The following is a 25047-nucleotide window of genomic DNA, read 5'->3' as shown; positions in this document are numbered from 1 at the left end:
TCGTCTGCGATCACCTGCGTGTTAGCTTCAGCGAGTAACCGGTTGAATGTGAGTAAAATAGGGCTCTCGGCGCGCTATCAACGCTTGTGAAAGGCCTTCAGCATCGAAGCGTGGCGCAAGCAACACCATTGCGACCTCCCAGTCGCACTATCCACCGTTGGCGACAGCGCGCTCCCGATAGCGGCGCACGGCATCAACAATGCGGTCGGTGACCTTGATGCGCCAGGAATCATCAAGGAGAAGCTTCTCGTCGTCCGGGTTGGACAGGAAGCCGAGTTCCAGAAGCACGGAAGGGATGTCGGGCGCCCGCAGAACCTGGAAACTGGCGTAACGGTGCGGGTTGTTGATGAGGGCTACCTGCCCTTCAAATGATTCCACCACGTGCGAAGCGAGCGCCGAGGAGAAAGCCTGCGTCTCGCGGCGGGCGAGATCGAGCAGGATGTCGGCGACCTCCGGAGGACCGCTCTCGATGCTGAAGCCTGCAAGCTGGTCGGACAGGTTTTCGCGCGCCGCGAGGTTTTCCGCCATGCGGTCGGAGGCCTTGTCGGAAAGGGTATAGACGGTGGCCCCGCGGATATCGCGCTGGTTCAGCGTATCGGCGTGCAATGAGATGAAGAGGTCGGCATGGCCTTGCCGGGCGCGCGTCACGCGCTCCGAGAGCGACAGGAAGGTATCGTCGTCGCGGGTAAGAAAGGCCTTGGTGCCCGGCAGCTTGTTCAACCGCTCCGCCAGGATCTTCGCGAATGCGAGCGTGATGGTCTTCTCGGGCGTCTTCGTACCGATACCGGTTGCGCCAGCGTCGATTCCGCCATGTCCGGCATCGACCGCAACGGTGAAGACACTGTCGCCTTGCGACGAGACCAGCGGATCTGGCGTCTCGGCCGATGGCGTCGACCAGTCCTGCGTCCTGACGAGGTTGGCAAAGACCTCCTTCGAGGTCATCTCCGCATCGAGTACCAGCCGATAACTGCCGTTGTCGTTCTCCTGCACCTCGGCCAGCACCAGCTTCACCGGTTTCGTTGCCGTCAGCACAATCCGGGCGCTCGTCTCGTCCATCGTCCCGTAGCGAATGTCCTTGAACAGCCCACGTGCGCCGAGATCTTCGGCCGGGAATCCGAAGGCGGTCGCTGGCAGGTCCACGATCACCCGTTCCGGGTTGCCGACATAGTGGACGGAGAAGTCCGGCTTCTTCTCGAACTCCACGACGATTCGCGTGCGGGTATCGTCCCCGGCCACCCGTGCGCCGTACGCAAGCAACGGGGGCGCGATCGTCGTCGCGTGTACCGGAGCAAGCGCAAGCAGAAGCGCCGCGACTATGACAAGGAGTGCCGCGGTGATTCGCGCTGTACCGACCATCGAGGTTGTCGCGAGTTGCCCGAAGAGACCCGTCCCGTCGCGCCCGCTCAAGATGTCATTCTCATCGAAAGTCCCGTCCGCAAGATATGAGTACCCGCGATGCCATGTCCACGGCACCCCATTTGCCGGAAACATCGCGAATCATTATCCAATTTCAGACGAGGATAAGCCGAGCAATTCCATCCAGAATATGGCCGACTTGGCTTTTCCCTTGCCAATGTGACAGATAAACCATACAACGCGAACGAGGGTAAAAGTGTTGACGGGATAGTCTGCCGATAGGCTGCCAGCCACTTATGGACCGGGCGCCGACGACCGACAGTCATCCGCCGTCGTTACACTTTCTCCTGATACTGAATCACGTCCGGCGGTGGCCGGTGAAATCCCGGATGGCACGCCATCCAACGCTCGTTTGGAGCACACTCATCGGGCCTTTCGGCCTTCGTATTGTCTTTCTTGTTGGTCTTCGATGTTGCGGCACAAAATCTATAACCTGAAGGGACTGAGGGAGCGAGGAGCCCCGTCAATCTTCGGGTTGCTGCAATGGGCAGGTCCTGCGGGAACATCTTTATCCGGCGCAGCGACCCGTTCGCATGACAAGCCTGCCTTCACGGCGGGCCTGTTCGCGTTTCCTCGCCTGCGCCGAGGAGCAGAATTTCAATGGCAGACAAAATGCTTATCGACGCGTCTCACGAAGAGGAGACGCGGGTAGTCGTCGTTCGCGGCAACCGGATCGAAGAGTTCGATTTCGAGTCGCAACATAAGAAGCAGATACGCGGCAACATCTATCTCGCAAAAGTAACCAGAGTTGAACCGTCGCTCCAGGCGGCGTTCGTTGATTACGGCGGCAACAGGCACGGTTTCCTTGCCTTTGCCGAAATCCACCCGGACTATTACCAGATCCCGCTCGCTGACCGTCAGGCCCTGATGCAGCAGGAAGCGGAAGACCAGCGCAAGATTGCAGAAGCCGAAGGCGCCGACCCGGTGGTCGATCTCGCCCAGGAAGAACAGCCGGACGTTGGCATCACCCCCGCCCCCCAGGTAGAAGCAGCGCCCCAGGCAGACCAGGCCAGCGAAGCCGGTGCCGAGGCTGCCGAAGCAAGCCCGGGTGAAGAAGCCGCCGCCCAGGAAGAAGAAAAGCCCAAGGCGAAGCCGAAGCGTACGCGCTCCCGCAAGAAGGCGGTTGAAGCCGTAGCCGAGGAAGCGCCGGCAGTTGAAGCCCAGGCAAATGAGGCTGCTGCTGCAGAAACCACCGGATCCGAAGCTCCGGCTGAAGGCGACACCTCCGGTTCGGACGAGGACGATTCCAAGCCCGGCGAAATGGCAGCAATGGTCGAGACCGATTCGATCTCGGAAGAAGTCAGCGCGCGCCGGCCGTCCGATGATGACGACGAGGACGAAGACGACCATCACGAAAAGGAAGAAATCGAATCCGTTGGCGCCGAAGACGCCATGGAAGAGGTTCCGGATCGCGTTGTCCGCAAGCCGCGCAAGCAGTACCGCATCCAGGAAGTCATCAAGCGCCGCCAGATCCTGCTGGTTCAGGTCGCCAAGGAAGAGCGCGGCAACAAGGGCGCAGCCCTGACGACCTACCTGTCGCTTGCCGGCCGTTACTCCGTCCTGATGCCGAACACGGCTCGTGGCGGCGGCATTTCGCGCAAGATCACCCAGCCGCAGGACCGCAAGCGCCTGAAGGAAGTCGCCCGCGAGCTCGACGTTCCGCAGGGCATGGGCGTTATCCTGCGCACCGCCGGTGCAAACCGCACCCGCGTCGAAATCAAGCGTGACTTCGAATACCTGATGCGCCTGTGGGAAAATGTCCGCACGCTGACGCTCAACTCGACTGCGCCGTGCCTCGTTTATGAAGAAGGTTCGCTGATCAAGCGTTCGATCCGCGACCTCTACAACAAGGACATCAACGAGATCATCGTCTCGGGCGAAGAAGGCTATCGTGAAGCCAAAGACTTCATGAAGATGCTGATGCCGAGCCACGCCAAGGTGGTTCAGCCCTATCGCGACATCCACCCGATCTTCTCGCGCTCCGGCATCGAGGCGCAGCTTGACCGCATGCTGCAGCCGCAGGTGACGCTGAAGTCTGGTGGTTACCTGATCATCAACCAGACCGAAGCGCTCGTCGCAATCGACGTCAACTCGGGCCGTTCGACCCGCGAGCATTCGATCGAGGACACTGCACTCCAGACGAACCTGGAAGCGGCCGAGGAAGTGGCGCGCCAGTTGCGCCTGCGCGACCTTGCCGGCCTCATCGTCATCGACTTCATCGACATGGAAGAAAAGCGCAACAACCGCGCTGTCGAGAAGAAGCTGAAGGACTGCCTGAAAAACGATCGCGCCCGCATCCAGGTCGGCCGCATCTCCCATTTCGGCCTCCTCGAAATGTCGCGCCAGCGCATTCGCGCCTCGGTGCTGGAATCGACGACGCAGGTCTGCAGCCATTGCGGCGGTACCGGCCACGTTCGTTCGCAGTCGTCGATCGGCCTGCACGTTCTGCGCGGCGTTGAGGAATACCTGCTCAAGAACACCACCCACGACATCACCGTGCGCACGACGCCGGAGATCGCGCTTTACCTGCTCAACCAGAAGCGCGCTTCTATCGTCGATTACGAGAACCGCTTCGGCGTCTCGATCTACATCGAGTCTGATGTCAGCGTCGGCGCCGCCCATTTTGCAATCGACAAGGGCGAGCCGGTCGAGAACCCGGTGAAGATCGAGACCCTTGTTCCATTCGCCTCCATGCCCGTCGAAGACGAGGATGATGACGTCATCCTCGAGGAGGAGGACGAGGACGAAGAAGAGCTCGCACCGGCACAGCCGCAGCAGGCTGCTCAGGATCGCGCCCAGGGTGAAGACGGAAACCGCAAGCGTAAGCGCCGCCGGCGTCGTCGCAACCGCAATGGCGGCGAGCGTGGCGCAGAAGGTGATACCGCCCAGGCATCTGGCGACGACATGGCGGACAGCGATGAAGACGACGCCGAAGGCGAGGACGATGCATCCGAAACCACCGCTGACGCAGACGCGTCCGCCGCAGCCGCACCGGGTGAAGAAGGCGATGAAGGCAACCGCCGCAAGCGTCGCCGTCGCGGCAAGCGTGGTGGCCGCCGCAACCGCAATGGTGAGGAAGGCAGCGAACTGAACGCTTCCGAAGCCGAAGACGGCGATAATGAAGGCGAAGGCAATGAAGGTGCTGCCGCAACCGAAAGCGCTGTAGCCGAAACGGAAGTCGCCGCTGAAACGGAAGCTCCGCTCGAAACAGCGGCTGCGGAGGCTCCTTCGGAGGCCGACGCGGTTGTTGCCGAAGAGACCAAGCCGAAGCCCCGCCGTGCTCGTCGTGGCAAGGCCGCAGCCGCCGCAGAGGCCGCTGCCGTGGAAGCGCCAGCAACCGAAACTCCGGCAACCGAAGCACCGGTCGCCACCGATGCCGCCGCTCCCGAAGCGCCTGTGGAGGCAGTCGTGGACCAGGTTGATGCAGCACTCGGCGAAGAGCCGGCCGCTCCCGCCGAGCCTGCTGCTGAAGCGCCAGCGGCTGACGCCAGCGAAGAAGCCAAGCCGGTTCGCGCCAACCGCGCATCGAACATCTCTTCCTCGACCGAGGCAGTAGTGAAGAGCTCCGAGCCGACCGCCGCGCCGGAAGGTGATGGCGAGCCGCCGAAGCCGAAGAAGGCCGGCTGGTGGCAGCGTCGCGGCTTCTTCTGATAGCCAATAAACGTGATCTAAAGGCCGCCTTTCGGGGCGGCCTTTTTTGTTGCCGGAGTTCCCGCCCCCTTCGCAAACTGATTCAAGTTGTTGCCAGTTTGATTCAATCGCCGCCGCTAAGTCTCTGGGAGGTAACGGCAGTTTCCCTCTCCTCCACGAACAATTGATGCCGGGTTCGCAGCGATCAAAACAGTTTCCGGTTTTGCAGGCCGGTCGAATAGCCTAAGCTCGCGACACGACGCAGCCTGCTTCGGCGCTGCCATGCACACCAACGAGGAAGTGAATGACCCGCCTGTTCAAGACCCTTGCCGCCGGCTCCATGCTCGCTCTTGCCTTCACCCATGCGGCGCCGGCGCTCGCCATCGATGAACAGCAGAAGCAGGAAATGGGCGCGTTCATCCGCGAGTACCTGCTGCAGAACCCGGAAATCCTTCTTGAGGTGCAGGATGCCCTGCAGGCCAAACAGGCCTCGCAGCGCACGGCCATGTCGACCAAGGGCATCGCTGACAACAAGCAGGCGATCTTCACCTCACCAAACGACGTCGTGCTCGGTAACCCGAAGGGCGACGTCACCGTGGTAGAATTCTTCGACTACAATTGCGGCTACTGCAAACGCGCGCTGTCGGACATGAACGAACTTCTGGAGAAGGACCCGAACATCCGCTTCGTCCTGAAGGAGTTCCCGATCCTCGGTCCTGACTCACTTGCCGCCCATCGTGTTGCGAATGCCGTCCGGCTTCTCGCGCCCGGCAAGTATGCCGAGTTCCACCAGGAGCTCATGGGCCAATCGCACGCATCCGAGAAGTCCGCGATCGCTGTTGCTTCGTCGCTCGGGTTGAATGAAGCCGATATCCGCAAGTCGATGGCCGAAAACCCGAACGACGACATCGTTCGCGAAGCCTACGAGCTCGCGACCGCAATCGGCATCACCGGCACGCCGACCTATGTCGTCGGTGACGAAGCTGTCTTCGGCGCCCAGGGGGTGGATGCGCTCGAGCCGAAGGTCGCCAATGTCCGCGCCTGCGGCAAGGCCACCTGCTAACTTCCCGCCTCAAGCTCTATCCAGTAGGGGACTGGCGCGCCTTTCGGCGCTTCAGGGCTTTCCCTTGCGTTCTCACCGGTCTATAGGTGGCCGCTGAACTTCAGGATGGAACAAAAGATAGCCGATGAACAAGACGGTCTTCGTCCTCAATGGCCCGAACCTCAACATGCTTGGGAAACGCGAGCCGGGCATCTATGGCGGCAATACGCTCAAGGATGTCGAGAACGAATGCGTCGCGGCCGGCGCGGCATTGGGTCTGACTGTCGACTTCCGCCAGAGCAACCACGAAGGGGTCCTGATCGACTGGCTTCATGAGGCAAGCGAGAAGGCTATCGGCGTCGCCATCAATGCGGGCGCCTACACGCACACCTCGATTGCGCTTCACGATGCGATCAAGGCCATCTCCGTTCCGGTGATCGAAGTTCATATCTCGAACGTCCACGCACGCGAGCATTTCCGCCACCACTCGGCGATCGCTCCAGCGGCCAAGGGCGTGATTTGCGGCTTCGGCATCCAGAGCTATGTTCTGGCGCTCAACGCCCTGAATTCCCTTAGTGCCTGACACGATAAACAACACAAACAGGATTTGCCATGTCTGAGAAGAAGAACGGGATCGACAAGGGACTGATCCGCGACCTAGCGAACATCCTCAACGATACCGACCTCACGGAAATCGAGGTCGAGCAGGACGACCTGCGTATTCGCGTGTCGCGCCAGGGCGCGACCCAGTATGTTCAGGCGCCAGTCGCTCCTTCCTTCGCTCCTGCCGCCGCTGCACCTGCAGCAGCATCCCCGGCCCCGGTTGCCGCTGCCGACAACAAGAATGCCGTGACCGCTCCCATGGTCGGCACTATCTATCTTGCTCCGGCTCCTGGCGCCCGCGCCTTCGTAGAAGTCGGCACGATGGTCAAGGAAGGCCAGACGCTCCTCATCATCGAAGCGATGAAGACGATGAACCAGATCCCCTCGCCGCGTGCCGGCAAGGTGACCGAGATCCTGGTCAACGATTCCCAGCCGGTCGAGTTTGGCCAGCCCCTCGTCATCATCGAGTAAGGCCCATGATTTCGAAGATCCTCATTGCCAACCGTGGCGAGATCGCGCTTCGTGTCCTGCGGGCTTGCAAGGAGCTCGGCATCGCGACTGTTGCCGTCCACTCCACGGCTGATGCGGATGCGATGCATGTGCGCCTAGCCGACGAAAGCGTCTGCATTGGCCCGCCTCCGTCGCGCGAAAGCTATCTGAACATCCACCAGATCGTCGCTGCCTGCGAAATCACCGGCGCGGATGCGGTGCATCCCGGCTACGGATTCCTGTCGGAGAACGCCAAGTTCGCCGAGATCCTCGAAGCGCACGGCATCACCTTCATCGGCCCGACGGCCGAGCACATCCGTATCATGGGTGACAAGATCACCGCCAAGAAGACCGCCCAGGAACTCGGTATTCCCGTTGTTCCGGGTTCTGATGGCGAAGTGAAGCCGGAGAACGCTCTGGAGATTGCCCGCACGATCGGTTTTCCGGTGCTCATCAAGGCAACGGCCGGCGGTGGCGGACGCGGCATGAAGGTCGCCAAGAACGAAGCGGATCTCGAAGAAGCCGTTTCCACGGCCCGTTCGGAAGCGCTTGCAGCATTCGGCAACGATGCCGTCTACATGGAAAAGTATCTCGGCAAGCCGCGCCACATCGAAATCCAGGTCGTCGGCGACGGTGAGGGCAACGCCATCCATCTGGGCGAACGTGACTGCTCGCTGCAGCGCCGCCACCAGAAGGTCTGGGAAGAGGCCAACTCCCCTGCCCTCAACGTCGACCAGCGCATGAAGATCGGCCAGATCTGCGCCGACGCGATGAAGAAGCTCAAGTATCGCGGTGCCGGTACGATTGAGTTCCTGTACGAAAACGGCGAGTTCTATTTCATCGAAATGAACACCCGCCTGCAGGTGGAGCATCCGATTACCGAAGCGATCACCGGCATCGACCTCGTGCACGAGCAGATCCGCGTCGCTTCTGGCGGTGGCCTGTCCGTGTCGCAGGAAGACATCGTCTTCCACGGTCACGCGATCGAATGCCGCATCAATGCTGAGGACCCGCGGACCTTTGTCCCGTCGCCGGGCACGATCACGCATTTCCATGCCCCCGGTGGCCTTGGCGTACGAGTCGATTCGGGTGCCTATGCTGGCTACAAGATCCCGCCCTACTACGACAGCTTGATCGGCAAGCTGATCGTCCACGGTCGCACCCGCGTCGAATGCATGATGCGCCTGCGTCGTGTTCTGGACGAGTTTGTCGTGGATGGCATCAAGACGACCTTGCCCCTGTTCCAGGACCTGGTCGACAATCCGGATATCGCCAACGGCGACTACGACATCCACTGGCTGGAACACTACCTGGCCGGAGACAAGGCGCACTAAGAAGGGCTTAGATGGCTGGGCGACGCGGCAAATATTATCCGGCGATTACACCGGACATCCTGTTGCGCGCCTATTCCATCGGTCTCTTCCCAATGGCGGAATCGGCAGACGACCCGGAGATCTTCTGGGTCGAGCCCGAAGTGCGCGGCATCCTGCCACTCGACAGCTTTCACGTGTCAAAAAGCCTCGCGAGAACGGTCCGCCGTCGGCCGTTCGACATCCGCTTCGATACCGCGTTCGATGAGGTGATCGCCGCCTGCGCCGAACCGGTACCTGACCGGCCGAGCACCTGGATCAACTCCACGATCCGACGCCTCTACGGCAACCTCCACAAGATGGGACACGCGCACAGCGTCGAAGCGTTCGAGGGCGATGAACTGGTTGGCGGGCTTTACGGCGTGTCGCTTGGTGCGGCCTTCTTTGGTGAGAGCATGTTCTCCCGGCGCACGAACGCCTCGAAGATCTGCCTCGTGCACCTCGTCGAGCGCCTCAAGGCGCACGGCTTCATCCTCCTGGACACGCAGTTCACCACCGAACACCTGAAGACGTTCGGCGCGATCGATATTGCCAAGGATGATTACCTGAAGCTGCTGCGCGAGGCCGTCGACCTGCCGCACAGGCGCTTCTGAGCGTCAGTTGCTCGCGCTGCTTGGCGGCGGAACGTCCGATTCCTGTTTGCAACCCGTCAGCCAGATGTCGTAGATCGGGTGTTCCACGGCGTTGAGGCCTGGGCTGTCGGCGAACATCCAGCCGGAGAAGATGCGGCGGATCTTGCGATCAAGGGTGATCTCGTCCACCTCGATGAAGCCGTCCACCCGCTGCGCTTCGCTTTCGTCACGCGAGTAGCAGACCTTCGGCGTCACCTGCAGTGCGCCGTATTGCACTGTTTCATCGACATAGACGTCAAAAGTGGTGATGCGGCCGGTGATCTTGTCGATGCCCTTGAACACTGCAACGGCATTGGAGATGCGGGCAGCAGACACGCCATCCGCCGCAAACGCCGCCGACAGGGCGATGACACTGCCAAGCAGGTACTTGCGAAGATAAGACGTTGGCAAACCCATACTGCGTCCCGCTGCGGCCGTTACTGGCTTTGAGAGCTAGAGGTGGATTGTGGCAAAACCGGTGCGACCCGGGCCGCTCAGTTCCCGGGCGTCCAGGCGTCGTAGTCGCCGGTCACCCGCGGACGCTCACCGGTAGCGGCCAGCGAACCCTTCGGACGGTACGCAAGCGGCGTGCCCGTAAGGTTTTCCTTGTGCGGCTTCTGCCATTCGCGCGGCGTGTAGGTTTCCTGCGACGGCGGCACATCCGTGCGGTAGTGCATCCAGCCATGCCAGCCCGGAGCGATCGCGGAAGCCTCGGCGTAGTTCTTGTAGATCACCCAGCGGCGCGGCTTGCCCCAGGACGTCATCGGGCCTTCGTAATAGATGTTGCCGAATTCGTCTTCGCCGACCTTCTTGCCGTGGCGCCAGGTGAAGAACCGCGTACCGATCGTCTGTCCGTTCCACCAGGTGAAGATCTGCAACAACAAGTTTTTCATGATCGGTCCGTCAGCTTCGAAAGCAGGTTAGGTAAGCGCTTTGACTTTGCCCCGCTTATGCCGCCTGCAGGCGCGGATGTCCAGCGATTCCGGGGCAAGTCCATGTCATTTGAAGGTCATATAGGCATCCGCCCTCAGACAGCCAGCCGCTTTTCCATGATCACCGCCGGCAGGCCGGAATTGGGGGCACCACACTCCGCCATGCGGTCGACTTCGACAAAACCCAGTCGCTCATAGAAGGAAAGCGCGCGCTTGTTCTCCAGCGCCACTTCTACCCGCATGATCTCGGCATCCGGGAAGCAGCTTTCCAACTCGGCGAAGATGTCGCGACCGATGCCCTCGTTCTGGCACGATGGCTTCACGTAGAGCTGGTGCAGCATCGCCGTCTTAGCCATCTTCGGATACATGGCGGCAAACCCCATGCCGCCGATCTCCTTGCCGTCGTCGGCAACCAGGAATTCCCCGTCCCGCTTCTGGATCCGCGCCCGGATGGCGTTGGCCGAGTGCCAACTGCGCACCATCTGCGCCACCTTGTCTGCGCCGTAGAACGGATCGTAGGTGGCGTGGAAGGTCTCTGCCAGCAGGACGCGGATTTTCTCCACGTCCTCTTCTCCTGCGGTGCGGACGAAGTAGACCATGGGCCTACTCCTCGATCCCCAGCTTCGCCTTGACGAGCGCCTGGACGGCCTGCGGATTTGCCTTGCCGCCGGTCGACTTCATCACCTGGCCGACGAACCAGCCGGCGAGCGTGGGCTTCGCCTTCACCTTGGCGACCTGATCCGGGTTGGCGGCGATGATCTCGTCGACTGCCTTCTCGATCGCGCCGGTGTCGGTCACCTGCTTCATGCCGCGGGCTTCGACGATCTCCGCGGGGTCGCCGCCTTCGTTCAAGACGATCTCGAAGAGGTCCTTGGCGATCTTGCCGGAGATGGTTTCGGCCTTGATGAGGTCGATGATGCCGCCAAGCTGGGCGGGCGAAACCGGAGTCTCTTCAATGTCTTTGCCGAGTCTGTTCAAGGCGCCCAGCAAGTCGTTGATGACCCAGTTTGCGGCCATCTTGCCGTCGCGGCCCTCGGCCACGGCCTCGAAATAATCGGCAATAGCCTTTTCCGAAACCAGCACCGAAGCGTCATAGACCGACAGCCCCAGTTCGCGAACAAAGCGGGCCTTCTTGTCGTCCGGCAGTTCCGGCAAGTGCTCGGCAAGTTCGGCGATGAAGGCATCGTCGAATTCGAGCGGCAGCAGGTCCGGGTCGGGGAAATAACGATAGTCGTGCGCATCTTCCTTGGAGCGCATCGAACGCGTCTCGCCCTTGTTCGGGTCGAACAGGCGAGTTTCCTGGTCAATCGTGCCGCCATCCTCAAGGATGCCGATCTGGCGACGCGCCTCATATTCGATCGCCTGGCCGATGAAGCGGATGGAGTTGACGTTCTTGATCTCGCAGCGCGTGCCGAAGGGCTCGCCCGGACGGCGGACGGAAACGTTGACGTCGGCGCGCATCGAGCCTTCGTCCATGTTGCCGTCACAGGTGCCGAGGTAGCGCACGATGGAGCGAAGCTTGGTCATGTAGGCCTTGGCTTCGTCCGAGGAGCGCATGTCGGGCTTCGAGACGATCTCCATCAGCGCCACGCCCGAACGGTTGAGGTCGACATAGGACATGGTCGGATGCTGGTCGTGCATCGACTTGCCGGCGTCCTGTTCCAGGTGCAGGCGCTCGATGCCGATCTCGATGTCCTCGAACTGGCCCTGACGATCTGGACCAAGCGAGATGACGATCTTGCCTTCGCCGACGATCGGGTCCTTGAACTGGGAGATCTGATAGCCTTGCGGCAGGTCGGGATAGAAATAGTTCTTGCGGTCGAAGACGGAGCGCTTGTTGATCGCCGCCTTCAGGCCAAGCCCGGTGCGAACAGCCTGCTTCACGCATTCCTCGTTGATGACGGGCAGCATGCCGGGCATGGCTGCGTCGACGAGCGATACGTTGGAATTGGCGGGCTTGCCGAATTCGGTGGAAGCACCTGAAAAGAGCTTGGACTTCGACAGGACCTGCGCGTGCACTTCCATGCCGATGATCACTTCCCAGTCGCCAGTGGCGCCGGGAATCAAGCGTTTCGGATCGGGCGTGCGGACGTCGACAATAGTCATCTGATGCTCGTGATATGGTCTCGGATAGGTGTTCTGGAGGTAGAGCAAATGGCGCACAGGCGCAAGCTTAACCGACCACTTGACGCATGCGGAACGCGCTAGAAGCTTGCGCCATAGACGCCGAGATCAGGCTGGACGAGTTCCTTCGCCAGCCCCACGGACTGAACATCGCGATCGATCTTCGGCGAATAGGTGACGGTCAGCCATTTCAGCGAGTAGCCGTGCTTCTCGAAGAAGCCGATCGCCTCGCTGTTCTGCGCATGTGTCTCGACCCGTGCCACATCAAAACCCTGGTGCAGGATCTCCGCCTCGATTTCAGCGAGGAGCAGTTTCCCGAGCCCCTGCCCCTGATAAGCCGGATCGACCCAGAAATCGGAAATCAGCTCATCGAGCTTCTCGCGCGCTGCCCAGCCGGCCAGCAGGCCGCCGCGTTCAATGACGGTGATCGTCAGCCAGGACGAGCGGGTGAAGTTCAGGAAGGCCGAACGTGCGCCTTCGCGCATGCTGTTCATCTCGCCAATGGCGGCCATGGCCTTTTCCCAGGACCGGAAGCCGACTTCCGCCAGCGCATCGACTTCATCTTCACGCGCGTTGCGGATCGTGCCCATGGCGCCCCCTTGTTTGCCCGAGCAGTAAAGCATTGCGCTTTGGCTTTGACCAGCGGCGGCCCCACCGCTTGACGATTTCCCCAAAGCATCCTAGTTCGAGTCCCGTTGTCCTGATGGAGTTTTGATGTTCTCGTCCCGAGAGGCCCGCTGAGGGGCCGGCCGCCCAAGCAGCGCACCGGCCCAGACAAAAACGACCGCCCCGGCGCTTGCCGCGCCGGAAACGTTTTTGCGCGCTCGCACGAGCGCTTCTCCGGACACAAGAACAATGGACATTTCGCGCGCCGAACAGCGCATCCTACACCTGCTCACCCAGGGCGGCAGGATCGAACTCACCCGTGACGACAACCGCAAGATCGAAAAGTTGCAGCTCATCACTCGCGAGGGCTGGGCATTTTCCGGCCTCGACCTCATTACCTTCCGCAAGCTCAAGCAAAAGAAGGCGATCAAGTCCCAGGGCGGACGGCCGTACCGAATCACCGAAAGAGGTTTGGTGCTGGTGAGGTCCGAGCAGGACAATCGCTGAACGCAAAAAGGCGGCACCCAGGGTGCCGCCTTTCTTCATTCCGAATTGCGTTCTCTCACGAGATCGCTTGTCTTGTTACCACCATTTGGTGGGCGTGAACTTGCCGGCGGCCTGTTCGATGACATGCGCCGTGCGGAACAGCGTCTCTTCCTCGAACGGCTTGCCGATCAGCTGAAGCCCAAGCGGCAGGCCCTTCTTGTCGAGGCCGGCGGGAACGGCAATGCCCGGCAGGCCTGCCATGTTGACCGTCACGGTGAAGATGTCGTTCAGGTACATCGCGACCGGATCGGCGGAAAGGTTCTCGTCGGCGATACCGAAGGCGGACGACGGGGTTGCCGGCGTCAGGATCGCATCGATACCAGCGTCGAAGACGGTTTCGAAATCGCGCTTGATCAGCGTGCGAACCTTCTGCGCCTGCAGGTAATAAGCGTCATAATAACCGGCCGACAGAACATAGGTGCCGATCATGATGCGGCGCTTCACTTCCTGGCCGAAGCCGGCAGCACGCGTCTTCTCGTACATGTCGACGATGTCCTTGCCGTCGACACGCAGGCCGTAGCGCACGCCGTCATAACGAGCGAGGTTCGACGAAGCTTCAGCCGGGGCCACGATGTAATAAGCCGGCAGCGCGTATTTGGTGTGCGGCAGGCTGATGTCGACGATCTCGGCACCGGCTTCCTTCAGCCAGGCGATCCCCTTCTGCCAAAGCGCTTCGATCTCTTCCGGCATGCCGTCCAGGCGGTATTCGCGGGGAATGCCGATCTTCATGCCCTTTACCGACTGGCCAAGCGAGGCCTCGTAATCCGGCACCGGCAGGTCAACCGAGGTCGTATCCTTGGCGTCCACGGAGGCCATGGACTTCAGCATGATCGCGGCGTCGCGCACGTCGCGGGCAATCGGGCCAGCCTGGTCGAGCGACGAAGCAAAGGCAACGACGCCCCAGCGCGAGCAGCGGCCATAGGTCGGCTTGATGCCGACCGTGCCGGTGAAGGCGGCCGGCTGGCGGATCGAGCCGCCCGTGTCGGTCGCGGTCGCGCCGGCGCAAAGGTGCGCGGCAACGGCTGCAGCCGAACCACCGGAGGAACCGCCCGGCACGAGCTGCTGGTTGGAGCCTTCAGCCTTCCAGGGGTTGATGACCGGGCCGTAATAGGACGTCTCGTTGGAGGAGCCCATGGCGAACTCGTCCATGTTGAGCTTGCCGAGCATGACCGCTCCATCGTCCCAGAGGTTCTGGGTGACGGTCGATTCATATTTCGGCTTGAAGCCATCGAGAATGTGCGAGCAGGCCTGGGTGTGGACGTCCTTGGTGCCGAACAGGTCCTTGATGCCGAGCGGAATGCCTTCAAGCGCGCCGACCGTCCCCGATGCGCGGCGCGCGTCGGAAGCCTTGGCCATTTCCAGCGCCTTTTCCGGCGTCACGGTCACATAGGCGTTGAGCGCCTCGTTCGCCGCGTCAATGGCCTTCAGGTAGCTCTCGGTGAGCTCGACCGAGGTGATTTCCTTGGCTTTCAGCTTCTCGCGGGCTTCGGCAATGGTGAGGCTTGTGAGTTCGGTCATGGTCATCTTCAATGGTTCTTGAAACAGGCGGGAGGCTTGGCGGCGGCTTCCTGAACGGAAGCGCTCACTCGACGACCTTCGGCACAAGGAAGAAATTGTTGTCGGTCACCGGGGCATTGGCCACCACGTCGGCGGCCTTGTCTCCATCGGTGACATCATCAGTACGCTTGCGCATCTGCATCGGGGTGACCGATGTCATCGGCTCGACGCCGGTCACATCGACCTCGTTCAATTGTTCGACGAACCCGAGAATGCCGTTCAGTTCGCCGACCATGCGATTGGCATCTTCCTCGGTAACCGCAATGCGGGCAAGGCGCGCGACGCGCTTTACGATGGCGAGATTGACGGACATGGTGCAACTCCAGGCGAGAAATTTTCTACCGCTATAATGGCGCCATCCGGTTCCCGCAACAGGCAGCGCACCGCAAATCACCGCGGTGCGCCACTTGAGTGGTGAGTTGATCAGTAGCTGAGGCTGCCCCCGACGGCCGGCGTCTCGACCCGCGTGCGCGAACCTTCCATACCCTTGACGAACTTCTCCGGGGTCTGGTCGATGATCGGGAAGGAGCCGTAGTGGCACGGGATGGCGTGCTTGAAGTCGAAGAAGCGCTGGCAAGCGAGCGCTGCAACGGCGCCGCCCATGGTGAAGCGATCGCCGATCGGCACGATGCCGATGTCTGGCTGGTGCAGTTCGTTGATCAGCGCCATGTCGGAGAAGATGTCCGTGTCGCCCATGTGGAGGATCGACGGCTCGTCCTCGAAATGCAGCATCAGGCCGTTGGCATTACCCAGCGCATGCGACACCCCGTCCTCGGTGATCTGGGCCGAGGAATGCAGCGCGTTGGTGAAGGTTGCGGTGAAGCTGTCGAAACTGATCGTTCCGCCGGTATTGCCCATTTCGAGCTTGGCGACACCCTTGCTGCCGAGCCAAGCTGCCAGATCGGCATTGGCGAGAACCGTGGCACCGCTCTCGCGGGCAAGCTGGACGGTATCGCCGACATGGTCGCCGTGGCCATGCGTCAAAAGGATATGGGTGATGCCTTCAGCCGCGGCCTTGGCGTCCTGGCCCGAGAAAGCGGGGTTTCCCGTGAAGAACGGGTCGATCAGAATTTTCGCCTTCGCCGTCTCGATCCGGAAGGCGGAGTGCCCAAGCCAGGTGATCTTCATGGAAATACTCCTCTAGTATAAAGACTAAGTGCCCCTGACAGATAGCCGCGATGCCGCTAAAGGGAAGTCCCCAGGCAGCGCGAGATGCGTTTATCCGAATGCAGGACGACCACATATGACGGTAATGACGATCGAGGAACTTGCGGCGGCGCTGCGTCCAGGTGAAGCCGTTGCGGGCCTGGACCTTGGCACCAAGACGATCGGGCTTGCCATGTCGGATCTCGGTCGCCGTTTCGCCTCCCCGCGACCGGTGATCAAGCGCGTCAAGTTCACGCAGGATGCGGCGACCCTGCTCGCCTTTGCGGAGAAAGAAAAGGTGGCGGCCTTCATCATCGGGCTGCCGGTCAACATGGACGGCTCATCGGGCCCACGCGTCCAGGCGACCCGTGCCTTCGTGCGGTCGATGTCGGAAAAGACCGACCTCCCCTTCGTGTTCTGGGACGAGCGTTTGTCGACGGTGGCCGCGGAGCGTGCACTGCTGGAGATGGACGTATCGCGCGCCAAGCGGGCGGACCGGATCGATTCGGCCGCTGCGAGCTTCATTCTTCAGGGCGCGCTCGACAGGCTTTCTTCACTGGCGAGAGAGCGTGACGCCTGACGGCGGCGCCACCAGGCGGCAATTGCCTTGCGCTTGCGGAATGCAATGATGGCGAAGACGATCAGGCTGTCGAAGGCGATCGCGCGGGCCACCAGCGGCGGGATCGTCTCCGGTGGAATGCCGAGGATGTTGCCGTAGATGGTGAAGACGAGGTCGTGGGTGTGGCGCGTCAACATGAAGAAGCCGAAGCTCATGTCGTAATAGGAAAGCCCGTACCAGCTGGACAGCAGCAGCACGGGGCCTGCCCACAAAATCACAAACCACTTCATGCGGTTCTTCTCCTCGACTCGACCGGATACATCTCCGGAAGGATGAGCCATCTCGACAATGCCATCAGGCTCAAGACCACGGCGGGAACGGAAATATCCAGCGCCAGCATCGCAAAGAGCGTCGTCATGACCACCAGCAATGCATGATCTTTGAGAGCAGTTCCCATTCACCTCGGTCCGGCGACTGTCGTGGTTAACAATTCGTTAATCAACTTAAGGCGCGCGAGGTTCGGGGCAATGCAAACCGGTCAACATGGTTAACGCGGGAGGCGTGCCTGTGGAAAAGCGGTCAGCCGTAGATGGCACGCACCAGGCGGCGCAGCGTTGCGGCCACCTTTTCCCAGTCCTTCTCGGTCTTCAAGGGCACGCCCGCAAACTGGCCGCTGACGGCAGCGGAGATGACCAGGTGCTGGATCGCGGCAAACAGCATGGCATTGGTCGTGGCAGCATCGACGCCCTTCGGCGGCGTCAGCGAGCCCTTCATCCGGTCCAGCCACTTGCCAAGGGCCTTGGTGCGCGCTTCGGCCAGACGGCGTACCTGCGGCGTATCCTGCGACACCTCCCAGGCAACGATCTTGCAGACCAGCGGATCGTCGCGCAGCGCCTCCATGAAATAGGTGGAAAGCTTTTCCATGAGGTCGCCATAGGTGAGCAGGAACATGCCGCCGGTGTCTTCGGGGATCTTGTCCTTCACCCAGGTGCCGAGATCGTTGCCGATGGCTTCGATCAGACCATCGAGGCCTCCGTAGTAGCGATAGATGAGTTGTTTGTCGCAACCGGCCCGCCGGGCCACCGCATTGATGCCGAAGCCTTGGAAACCCTGCTCGGCCAGAAGATCCCGCGCCGCCAAAAAAATCGCGCGCTCGGTTCCTGCGCGGTTCCTGACCTTGGGTGCACTGGCTTGGTGAGCAGTAAGTTCCGGGATCTGCAGCATGGTTAACCTGTCCGAGTCTTGATTGTTAACCGCGATAGTGGGGTGCCGGGGGCGCCGCAAGCAGGTGGGGAAGGCGATGCACAGAATTGCCGGCCTGCATCCGCTGATTTACCGCCGCAGCATTGCGCTCACCGCCGGGTAAGACTAACGACAGTGCACCTGCCTCCAACATTTCTTCCCATATGCTCATCGTCTTCCAAAGCATCCTCCCGATCTTCCTGCTCGTGCTTCTCGGCATGGGGCTCAAGCGCACGCCGGTGATCAACCGCAGCGTCTGGGACGGACTTGAGCAGCTAAGCTACTGGGTGCTCTTCCCTGCCCTCTTGTTCATGACGATGGCGAAGGCCGATTTTGCCAATCTCGGAAACCTGAGCGTCAGCATCGCGGCGATCGGCGCGGTGCTCATCATGTCGGGCGGCCTGCTGCTCGCCTGGCCATTGTTTCGCAATGCCGGCACCAGCGGACCGGCGTTCACCTCGGTGTTCCAGACAGCGACCCGCTGGAATGCGTTCATCGCGCTTGCAATTGCAGCCAATACCCATGGCGCGGAAGGGCTGCTGACGGTCGGCCTCGTGATGGCGGCGATCATCATTCCGCTCAACCTGATCAATGTCACCGTGCTGCTCTGGTTTTCAGGCCGCGAGCGCAACTATCTCGCGATCCTGTACCGCGTCGTCACGAACCCGCTGATCATCGCAACGCTCGCCGGCATCCTCGTGAACGTCAGCGGCATCCCGATCTTTGCGCCGCTGATGAAGACGGTGGAACTCCTGTCGCAGGCGTCGCTCAGCCTCGGCCTCATCACCGTCGGTGCCGGCTTGCGCGTTGCAGATGCGCTGAAGCCGCGGGCCGCCGCGCTTGTCGGCGTTGGCCTCAAACTCATCGTTTTCCCGATCGTGGCAGTCGCGGTCGGCTCGCTCTACGGGATTTCCGGCGACGGGCTCGTGCTCCTGGCGCTCAGCGCTTCGGTCCCCACCGCCATGAATGGCTACCTGCTGGCAAAGCAGCTGAACGGTGACGCCGACCTCTACGCTGCTACGGCAACGCTGCAGGTCGTGGCGTCATTCCTGACGATCCCGGTGGTGATGGCAGTGACCGCTCAGGTCGCCGGCGGATAAAGCAGATCCACGATGTAACGGGCGTCGAAGCGGGAATCGAGCATGCCGTAGGTCGAGCGCCAGCCGCCGGCCAGCCGCGTTTCGAGGAAAGCATCGGCGATCTTGCCCGCACCAAGCCGCATCAGTTCGGCGGCGCCTGCGGCAAGCGCCAGTTGCTCGACCAGAAGCCGTGCTGCACCTTCATCCGATTCGCAGAGTGCCATTGCGGCGCGCAGCACCTCGACCGTCTTCTTGCCCGAAGGACCGAGATCACGCTCGAAGCCGGCAAGCACCGTCTCGAACAGGTCCCTGCCGCGCGACAGGACGCGCAGCACGTCGAGCGCCATCACATTGCCGGAGCCTTCCCAGATCGCATTGACTGGGGCTTCGCGGTAGTGGCGGGCAATCGGTCGCTCTTCGACGTAACCGTTGCCGCCAAGGCATTCCATCGCTTCATAGATCAGCGACGGGGCGATCTTGCAGTTCCAGTATTTGATGACCGGCGTCATGACGCGCGCAAAGGCTGCGTCCGTCTGGCTGCTTGCGGCACGATCGAAGGCATCGGCAAGCCGGAAGGCAAGTGCCGTTGCGGCAGCGACATCAAGCGCCATGTCGGCCAGGACGCGCGTCATCAGTGGCTGGTCGATGAGCTTGTTGCCGAAGACGCTGCGGCCACGCGTGTGGTGCACGGCCTCTGCCAGCGAGGCACGCATGATGCCGGCAGACGCCAGGGCACAATCGAGCCGCGTCAGCGTCACCATGTCCAGGATGGTGCGGATGCCAGCACCCGGCTCGCCGAGCAGGAAGCCGAAGGCATCACTGAACTCAACCTCCGACGAGGCATTGGAGCGGTTGCCGAGCTTGTCCTTCAGGCGTTGGAACTGCAGGCCGTTCGCGGTCCCGTCCTCGAGCAGGCGCGGCACCAGGAAGCAGCCGATCCCCTCGGCCGTCTTGGCGAGCATAACAAAACCGTCGCTCATCGGCGCCGACATGAACCACTTGTGGCCGGAAAGCCGGTAGATGCCCTCGCCGACGCGCTCGGCGGTCGAGCGGTTGGCGCGGACATCTGTGCCGCCCTGCTTTTCGGTCATGCCCATCCCGAGCGTGACGGAGTTCTTCTGCAGCGCCGGGCGGTTCGTCGAATCGTATTTGCGCGACAGGATCTTTGGCGCCCATTCCTTCTGGACCCGCGGCGAAGCCATCAGGGCCGCGATCGAGGCGCTGGTCATCGTCAGCGGGCAAAGATGCCCGCATTCAAGCTGCGACGTCAGGTAGAAACGCGTCGCCCGTGCCTTGTGCTCGTGCCCCTTGGCTTCCGGAAGGCTTTCCCAGACGGACGAATGAAGCCCGGCCTGCATCGACCGGCGCATCAGCGCATGCCATGCCGGGTGGAACTCTACCGTATCGAGCCGTTCGCCGCGCGGTCCATGGGTCTTCAGCTTCGGCGGGCTCTCGTTCGCCATCCGCGCCAGTTCCTGCGCTTCCGGCGAGGTGACATATCTGCCAAGCTGGTCATATTCTTCGCGGATCGTTCGGTTAAGCGTGCTCGTCAGATCAACGACGAGCGGATCCGATCGATAGGCATTGATGCCGGACCACGGTTCTGGCTGGTTCAGTTTTGCGAATTTTTCTTCGGCGCGCGACATCTGGTTCATGCACCGCTTCTAGCCGGTTTCTCTGCAAATTGCAGTGGGATGTCGCAAATTTCCCGTGCATTCGCTTGCCGCCCTTTTCGTCACACCTTATAGACCGCCGAACGCAAGCGGAGACACGACTTATGGTCTTCTTCCCCCACCGCCACCTCCTCGGCATCAAGGGTCTCACCGAACAGGACATCACTCTTCTTCTCGACAAGGCCGACGAGGCCGTGAAGATTTCCCGCCAGCGGGAAAAGAAGACGTCCACCCTGCGCGGCCTCACCCAGATCAATCTCTTCTTTGAAGCCTCGACGCGAACGCAATCCTCGTTCGAGCTCGCGGGCAAGCGCCTCGGCGCCGACGTCATGAACATGTCGGTCGGCAACTCCTCGGTGAAGAAAGGCGAAACGCTGATCGACACCGCGATGACGCTCAATGCCATGCGTCCCGACGTGCTGGTGCTGCGACACTCGTCCGCAGGTGCTGCAGCGCTTCTGGCGCAGAAGGTTGCCTGTTCGGTGGTGAATGCCGGCGATGGCCAGCATGAGCATCCGACCCAGGCGCTGCTTGACGCGCTCACCATCCGCCGCGCCAAGGGCAAGCTTTCGCGCATCATCGTGGCGATCTGCGGCGACGTGCTGCATTCGCGTGTGGCGCGATCCAACATCCTGCTCCTGAACGCCATGGGCGCGCGCGTCCGCGTCGTCGCACCCTCGACGCTGCTTCCCTCCGGCATCCGCGATATGGGCGTCGAGGTCTTCCACTCCATGGAAGAAGGCCTGAAGGACGCCGACGTCGTGATGATGCTGCGCCTCCAGCGAGAGCGCATGGCCGGCGCCTTCGTGCCTTCGGTGCGGGAATACTTCCGCTTCTACGGCCTCGACGCCGAAAAGCTGAAGGCGGCAAAGGAGGATGCGCTTGTGATGCACCCCGGCCCCATGAACCGCGGTGTCGAGATTGCCTCGGAAGTCGCCGACGGTCCGCAGAGCGTCATCGAACAACAGGTCGAGATGGGGGTCGCGGTCCGCATGGCCGTCATGGAAACCCTGCTGACCTCCAATGACGGAGAGCGCGCATGACTGCCACCGTCCTCAACAACCTTCGCATCATCGATCCGTCCCGCAATCTGGACGAGACCGGCACGATCATCATCGGCGACGATGGCCGCGTGCTCGCCGCCGGGCGTGACGCACAGAACCAGGGCGTACCGGAAGGCGCCACCGTCAAGGACTGCAGCGGGCTTGTTGCCACGCCCGGCCTTGTCGATGCGCAGGTGCATGTCGGAGAACCCGGCGCCGAACATACCGAGACGATCGAGTCTGCTGCGCGTGCGGCAGCGGCTGGTGGTACCACTTCGATGATCATGATGCCCGACACCGATCCTGTGCTGGACGATATCGCGCTCATCGAGTTCGTGCAGAAGACGGCCCGTGACAAGGCGGCAATCAACATCTATCCCGCGGCTGCCCTGACCAAAGGGCTCGCGGGCACGGAAATGACCGAACTCGGGCTGCTGAAGCATGCCGGTGCCGTCGCCTTCACCAACGGCCGCCACGGCCTGTCGGACAGCCTGCTCCTGCGCCGCGCCATGACCTATGCGCGTGAGTTCGACTCGGTGATATCGCTCGAGCTGCGCGAAAAGTACCTCGGCAACGGCGTGATGAACGAAGGCCTGTTTGCAAGCTGGCTTGGCCTGTCAGGCGTGCCGAAGGAAGCGGAAATCATTCCGCTCGAGCGCGACCTGCGCATCGCAGCCCTCACCCGCGCCAAGTACCATGCAGCGAAGATTTCGGTCGCCGAGTCCGCCGAAGCGATGAAAACTGCCCGCTCGCGCGGCGCCAACGTTACCTGCGGCGTGTCCATCAACCACCTGTCGCTCAACGAGAACGACATTGGCGAATACCGGACCTTCTTCAAGCTCGCGCCGCCGCTGCGCCGTGAAGAAGATCGCATTGCCATGGCGGATGCCGTGGCGGATGGCACGATCGACATCATCGTTTCCTCGCATGATCCGCAGGATGTCGACACCAAGCGCCTGCCGTTTGCCGACGCAGCCGACGGGGCGATCGGGCTCGAGACCATGCTCGCTGCCGCCCTACGCCTTCATCATGACGGCCGCGTGCCGCTGATGCGGCTGATCGACGCCATGTCGACGCGTCCCGCGCAGATCTTCGGGCTCGATGCCGGCACGCTGAAGCCGGGCGCCAAGGCAGACATCACCCTGATTGATCTCGAAGAGCCTTGGATCGTGTCGGAGGATATGCTTCTCTCGCGCTCGAAGAACACGCCATTCGAGAAGGCTCGTTTTTCCGGTCGGGCCGTTGCGACCTACGTCGCCGGCAAATGCGTCTATTCTCTTTGAGGAGACCCGCTTGAACGAGCTTCTGAACTGGCAGATCACCTTGCCCGTCGCGGCGGGCGCCCTCATCCTGGGTTACCTCTTGGGGTCCATCCCGTTCGGCCTCATCCTGACCCGCTCCGCCGGGCTCGGCGACATTCGCTCGATCGGTTCGGGAAACATCGGCGCCACCAACGTGCTGCGCACCGGCAACAAGGAGCTTGCGGCTGCGACGCTTCTGCTCGATGCGCTCAAAGCGACCGCTGCGGCGCTGATCGGCTGGTACCTTTTTGGCGAGGAAGCAGGCCTGCTTGCGGGCTTTGCCGCCTTCCTCGGCCACCTCTTCCCCGTCTGGCTCGGCTTCAAGGGCGGCAAGGGGGTCGCGACCTATATCGGCACGCTGCTTGGCGTCTCGCCTCTGATGGTGCTGGTTTTTGCCGTCATCTGGCTTCTCGTTGCTAAGATCAGCAAATATTCCTCGCTTTCCGCCCTGGTTGCAACTCTGCTCATCCCGGTTGTACTGTGGTTCATGAACCAGCCGAAGGTCGCGCTTGTCATGGCCCTCATGACAGTGATCTCCTGGTGGAAGCATGAAGCCAATATCAGGCGGTTGATGGCCGGTACCGAGAGCAAGATCGGCCAAAAGGGATAGGACGGGAGCCCATCCATGGCAGACGGCAGCGCAAGGCAGACGGGAATTGCGCTGACGGACCGCCAGAGGATTTCATGGCTTCGCCTGATCCGCTCCGACAACGTCGGGCCACACACCTTCCGCGACCTGATCACTCACTGCGGCTCCGCCGAAAACGCGCTGGCCATGCTGCCGGAACTGTCGGCACGCGGCGGCGCCACGCGCTCTATCCGCATTGCCACAGCCTCCGAGGCCGAACGGGAACTCGAAGCCGCCCACAAGCATGGTGCCCGCTTCATCGGCATCGGCGAACCTTATTATCCGCCCGCGCTGCGCCAACTTGATGGCGCGCCGCCACTCCTCGCCGTCAAGGGGAACCTGCATGCCGCCACGCAGCCTTCGGTCGGGCTCGTCGGCTCACGCAACGCCTCGATCGCCGGTGCGAAGTTCGCCGCCACGGTCGCGCGCGAATGTGGACGCGCCGGCTACACGGTGACGTCGGGTCTTGCCCGCGGCATCGATACCGCCGCCCACCGCGCCAGCCTCGACACCGGAACCATTGCCGTCCTTGCCGGCGGTCTCGACCAGCCCTATCCACCGGAAAACATCGCCCTCCTGGACGAGATCACCGATGGCGTTGGCCTCGCCGTCAGCGAAATGCCCTTCGGTTGGGAGCCACGTGCGCGGGACTTTCCACGCCGCAACCGCCTGATCGCCGGCATCTCGCTTGGCGTCGTTGTTGTTGAAGCCGCAGAGCGCTCCGGTTCGCTGATCACCGCGCGACTTGCCGCAGAAGCCGGACGGCTCGTCTTTGCCGTGCCGGGCTCGCCGCTTGATCCGCGCTGCCATGGAACCAACGGTCTCCTGAAACAGGGCGCCATCGTCACCACCGGTTCGCGCGACGTCATCGATGCGCTGGCGCCGCTCTCTGAGATCGATGTGCCGGCGCCACCCGTTGTCGAAGAGCCAGACAAGAACGCCAGCGCAATGCTGCCACCCAATGACGATGACCGAATGAAGATCACCTCGGCGCTCGGCCCCACCCCGGTTGAGATCGACGACATCATCCGCCACACGGGCTTGGCGCCATCGTCCGTTTATCTCGCGCTACTGGAACTCGATCTCGCCGGGCGGCTTCACCGCCACGCCAATGGTCTGGTGTCAATCGCGATGGAAGACTGATCGGGGACGGCGACCCGCCTGCACGTCTCCCGCTTCGACATAGGCCATCTCGATCAGGTAGCAGAGCATGTCCGCGCCCTCCCCGAGTGCCACCTGCCGCAACTCCCCCAGCATCTGCCTGATATACGCAATATTCTCCCTTGGCTCGACTTCAAGCCGGGCAGTCATCTCGCTGCGAAGGATCATGTATCACCCTAGAGAGAGGATTGAAAGCTACGTCCAATATTTTTCACCCATCCGCAAGTCGAACTCTACGTTGTTTATTTAGAATTGCAAGTAATTGCAGATCCCCCTCCGGTTGCGGCCG

General features: G+C 61.8%; 27 protein-coding genes. 13 read left to right on the top strand and 14 right to left on the bottom strand.

From position 1 onward, the window contains the following. Nucleotides 1–147: 147 nt before the first annotated feature. Nucleotides 148–1356, bottom strand: a complete 1209-nt coding sequence (locus tag M0654_RS21610) for an N-acetylmuramoyl-L-alanine amidase (RefSeq protein ID WP_248684868.1) — start codon at nt 1354–1356, stop codon at nt 148–150. A 660-nt stretch (nt 1357–2016) separates the two neighbouring features. On the opposite strand from M0654_RS21610, the gene M0654_RS21605 reads away from it, so the two are divergent. From M0654_RS21605 to aat, 6 genes are all read left to right on the top strand, one after another. After that, on the top strand, nt 2017–5067 hold the full coding sequence (locus M0654_RS21605) for an Rne/Rng family ribonuclease (protein WP_248684862.1): 3051 nt from the start codon (nt 2017–2019) through the stop codon (nt 5065–5067). 283 nt (nt 5068–5350) lie between these two features. Continuing rightward, nucleotides 5351–6109: a DsbA family protein gene (locus M0654_RS21600; protein WP_118849328.1), complete on the top strand. Its 759-nt coding sequence runs from the start codon at nt 5351–5353 to the stop codon at nt 6107–6109. A 124-nt stretch (nt 6110–6233) separates the two neighbouring features. Further along, nucleotides 6234–6671, top strand: coding sequence for a type II 3-dehydroquinate dehydratase (aroQ, locus tag M0654_RS21595; protein WP_118849327.1), 438 nt, complete (start codon nt 6234–6236; stop codon nt 6669–6671). A 29-nt stretch (nt 6672–6700) separates the two neighbouring features. After that, nucleotides 6701–7162 carry an acetyl-CoA carboxylase biotin carboxyl carrier protein gene (gene accB / locus M0654_RS21590; protein WP_248684861.1) on the top strand — a complete coding sequence of 154 codons (462 nt, stop codon included), beginning with the start codon at nt 6701–6703 and terminating at the stop codon, nt 7160–7162. A 5-nt stretch (nt 7163–7167) separates the two neighbouring features. After that, a complete protein-coding gene (accC, locus tag M0654_RS21585) occupies nt 7168–8514 on the top strand; it encodes an acetyl-CoA carboxylase biotin carboxylase subunit (protein WP_248684860.1) in 1347 nt (448 codons plus the stop codon). Nucleotides 8515–8525: 11 nt separating this feature from the next. Then, nucleotides 8526–9143 (top strand): leucyl/phenylalanyl-tRNA--protein transferase, encoded by a 618-nt coding sequence (gene aat / locus M0654_RS21580; protein ID WP_248684859.1) that lies wholly within the window; start codon nt 8526–8528, stop codon nt 9141–9143. Between the two features lie 3 nt (nt 9144–9146). Here the strand turns inward: aat and M0654_RS21575 are convergent, their stop codons facing one another. From M0654_RS21575 to M0654_RS21555, 5 genes are all read right to left on the bottom strand, one after another. After that, nucleotides 9147–9578 (bottom strand): DUF2155 domain-containing protein, encoded by a 432-nt coding sequence (locus M0654_RS21575; RefSeq protein ID WP_248684858.1) that lies wholly within the window; start codon nt 9576–9578, stop codon nt 9147–9149. A gap of 77 nt (nt 9579–9655) precedes the next feature. Further along, nucleotides 9656–10054, bottom strand: coding sequence for an NADH:ubiquinone oxidoreductase subunit NDUFA12 (locus tag M0654_RS21570; protein WP_118849322.1), 399 nt, complete (start codon nt 10052–10054; stop codon nt 9656–9658). Nucleotides 10055–10188: 134 nt separating this feature from the next. Beyond that, a complete protein-coding gene (locus M0654_RS21565; protein ID WP_248684857.1) occupies nt 10189–10692 on the bottom strand; it encodes a GNAT family N-acetyltransferase in 504 nt (167 codons plus the stop codon). Between the two features lie 4 nt (nt 10693–10696). Beyond that, nucleotides 10697–12199: an Asp-tRNA(Asn)/Glu-tRNA(Gln) amidotransferase subunit GatB gene (gene gatB / locus M0654_RS21560; RefSeq protein WP_118849320.1), complete on the bottom strand. Its 1503-nt coding sequence runs from the start codon at nt 12197–12199 to the stop codon at nt 10697–10699. Nucleotides 12200–12297: 98 nt separating this feature from the next. Next, nucleotides 12298–12807, bottom strand: a complete 510-nt coding sequence (locus tag M0654_RS21555) for a GNAT family N-acetyltransferase (protein ID WP_248684856.1) — start codon at nt 12805–12807, stop codon at nt 12298–12300. Nucleotides 12808–13072: 265 nt separating this feature from the next. Between M0654_RS21555 and M0654_RS21550 the strand changes: the two genes are divergently transcribed. Continuing rightward, nucleotides 13073–13330, top strand: a complete 258-nt coding sequence (locus M0654_RS21550) for a YjhX family toxin (RefSeq protein ID WP_248684855.1) — start codon at nt 13073–13075, stop codon at nt 13328–13330. 75 nt (nt 13331–13405) lie between these two features. On the opposite strand, the gene gatA is transcribed toward M0654_RS21550, so the two are convergent. The 3 genes from gatA to M0654_RS21535 form a co-directional block, all read right to left on the bottom strand. Continuing rightward, nucleotides 13406–14887: an Asp-tRNA(Asn)/Glu-tRNA(Gln) amidotransferase subunit GatA gene (gene gatA / locus M0654_RS21545; protein WP_248684854.1), complete on the bottom strand. Its 1482-nt coding sequence runs from the start codon at nt 14885–14887 to the stop codon at nt 13406–13408. A gap of 64 nt (nt 14888–14951) precedes the next feature. Further along, nucleotides 14952–15239 carry an Asp-tRNA(Asn)/Glu-tRNA(Gln) amidotransferase subunit GatC gene (gene gatC / locus M0654_RS21540; RefSeq protein ID WP_248684853.1) on the bottom strand — a complete coding sequence of 96 codons (288 nt, stop codon included), beginning with the start codon at nt 15237–15239 and terminating at the stop codon, nt 14952–14954. Nucleotides 15240–15349: 110 nt separating this feature from the next. Continuing rightward, the gene (locus tag M0654_RS21535) at nt 15350–16054 is read right to left on the bottom strand and encodes a metal-dependent hydrolase (protein WP_248684852.1); all 705 of its coding nucleotides are present in this window, start codon (nt 16052–16054) and stop codon (nt 15350–15352) included. 115 nt (nt 16055–16169) lie between these two features. On the opposite strand from M0654_RS21535, the gene ruvX reads away from it, so the two are divergent. Continuing rightward, nucleotides 16170–16652, top strand: coding sequence for a Holliday junction resolvase RuvX (gene ruvX, locus M0654_RS21530; protein WP_248684851.1), 483 nt, complete (start codon nt 16170–16172; stop codon nt 16650–16652). Here ruvX and M0654_RS21525 read toward each other — a convergent pair. The 3 genes from M0654_RS21525 to M0654_RS21515 all read right to left on the bottom strand — a co-directional run bounded on the left by M0654_RS21525 (nt 16601) and on the right by M0654_RS21515 (nt 17855). Further along, nucleotides 16601–16921 (bottom strand): DUF6105 family protein, encoded by a 321-nt coding sequence (locus tag M0654_RS21525; protein ID WP_118849312.1) that lies wholly within the window; start codon nt 16919–16921, stop codon nt 16601–16603. The two genes, ruvX and M0654_RS21525, sit on opposite strands and share 52 nt — an antisense overlap. After that, complete coding sequence (locus M0654_RS21520) at nt 16918–17088, bottom strand: hypothetical protein (protein WP_199925215.1); 171 nt, start codon at nt 17086–17088, stop codon at nt 16918–16920. The genes M0654_RS21525 and M0654_RS21520 overlap by 4 nt, the downstream gene beginning before the upstream one ends. A gap of 122 nt (nt 17089–17210) precedes the next feature. Continuing rightward, nucleotides 17211–17855: a TetR/AcrR family transcriptional regulator gene (locus M0654_RS21515; protein WP_248684850.1), complete on the bottom strand. Its 645-nt coding sequence runs from the start codon at nt 17853–17855 to the stop codon at nt 17211–17213. Nucleotides 17856–18037: 182 nt separating this feature from the next. Between M0654_RS21515 and M0654_RS21510 the strand changes: the two genes are divergently transcribed. Beyond that, nucleotides 18038–18973, top strand: a complete 936-nt coding sequence (locus M0654_RS21510) for an AEC family transporter (protein WP_248684849.1) — start codon at nt 18038–18040, stop codon at nt 18971–18973. On the opposite strand, the gene M0654_RS21505 is transcribed toward M0654_RS21510, so the two are convergent. Continuing rightward, entirely contained in the window at nt 18955–20607 is a 1653-nt protein-coding gene (locus tag M0654_RS21505; protein ID WP_248684848.1) for an acyl-CoA dehydrogenase family protein, read from the bottom strand. The two genes, M0654_RS21510 and M0654_RS21505, sit on opposite strands and share 19 nt — an antisense overlap. A gap of 122 nt (nt 20608–20729) precedes the next feature. On the opposite strand from M0654_RS21505, the gene M0654_RS21500 reads away from it, so the two are divergent. From M0654_RS21500 to dprA, 4 genes are read left to right on the top strand one after another with little or no spacing between them, the layout of a single operon-like run. Beyond that, nucleotides 20730–21668, top strand: coding sequence for an aspartate carbamoyltransferase catalytic subunit (locus M0654_RS21500; RefSeq protein ID WP_118849308.1), 939 nt, complete (start codon nt 20730–20732; stop codon nt 21666–21668). After that, a complete protein-coding gene (locus M0654_RS21495) occupies nt 21665–22951 on the top strand; it encodes a dihydroorotase (protein WP_248684847.1) in 1287 nt (428 codons plus the stop codon). Before M0654_RS21500 ends, M0654_RS21495 begins: the two co-directional genes overlap by 4 nt. Nucleotides 22952–22961: 10 nt before the next feature. Then, on the top strand, nt 22962–23579 hold the full coding sequence (gene plsY / locus M0654_RS21490; RefSeq protein WP_248684846.1) for a glycerol-3-phosphate 1-O-acyltransferase PlsY: 618 nt from the start codon (nt 22962–22964) through the stop codon (nt 23577–23579). 15 nt (nt 23580–23594) lie between these two features. Further along, nucleotides 23595–24740 (top strand): DNA-processing protein DprA, encoded by a 1146-nt coding sequence (dprA, locus tag M0654_RS21485; RefSeq protein ID WP_248684845.1) that lies wholly within the window; start codon nt 23595–23597, stop codon nt 24738–24740. On the opposite strand, the gene M0654_RS21480 is transcribed toward dprA, so the two are convergent. Next, the gene (locus M0654_RS21480) at nt 24720–24926 is read right to left on the bottom strand and encodes a hypothetical protein (protein ID WP_248684844.1); all 207 of its coding nucleotides are present in this window, start codon (nt 24924–24926) and stop codon (nt 24720–24722) included. The genes dprA and M0654_RS21480 overlap by 21 nt on opposite strands. Between the last annotated feature and the right edge of the window lie 121 nt (nt 24927–25047).

The organism is Neorhizobium turbinariae, assembly GCF_023223505.1.
Lineage (GTDB): Bacteria > Pseudomonadota > Alphaproteobacteria > Rhizobiales > Rhizobiaceae > Neorhizobium > Neorhizobium turbinariae.
This window is presented reverse-complemented; position numbering and strand designations above follow the sequence as displayed.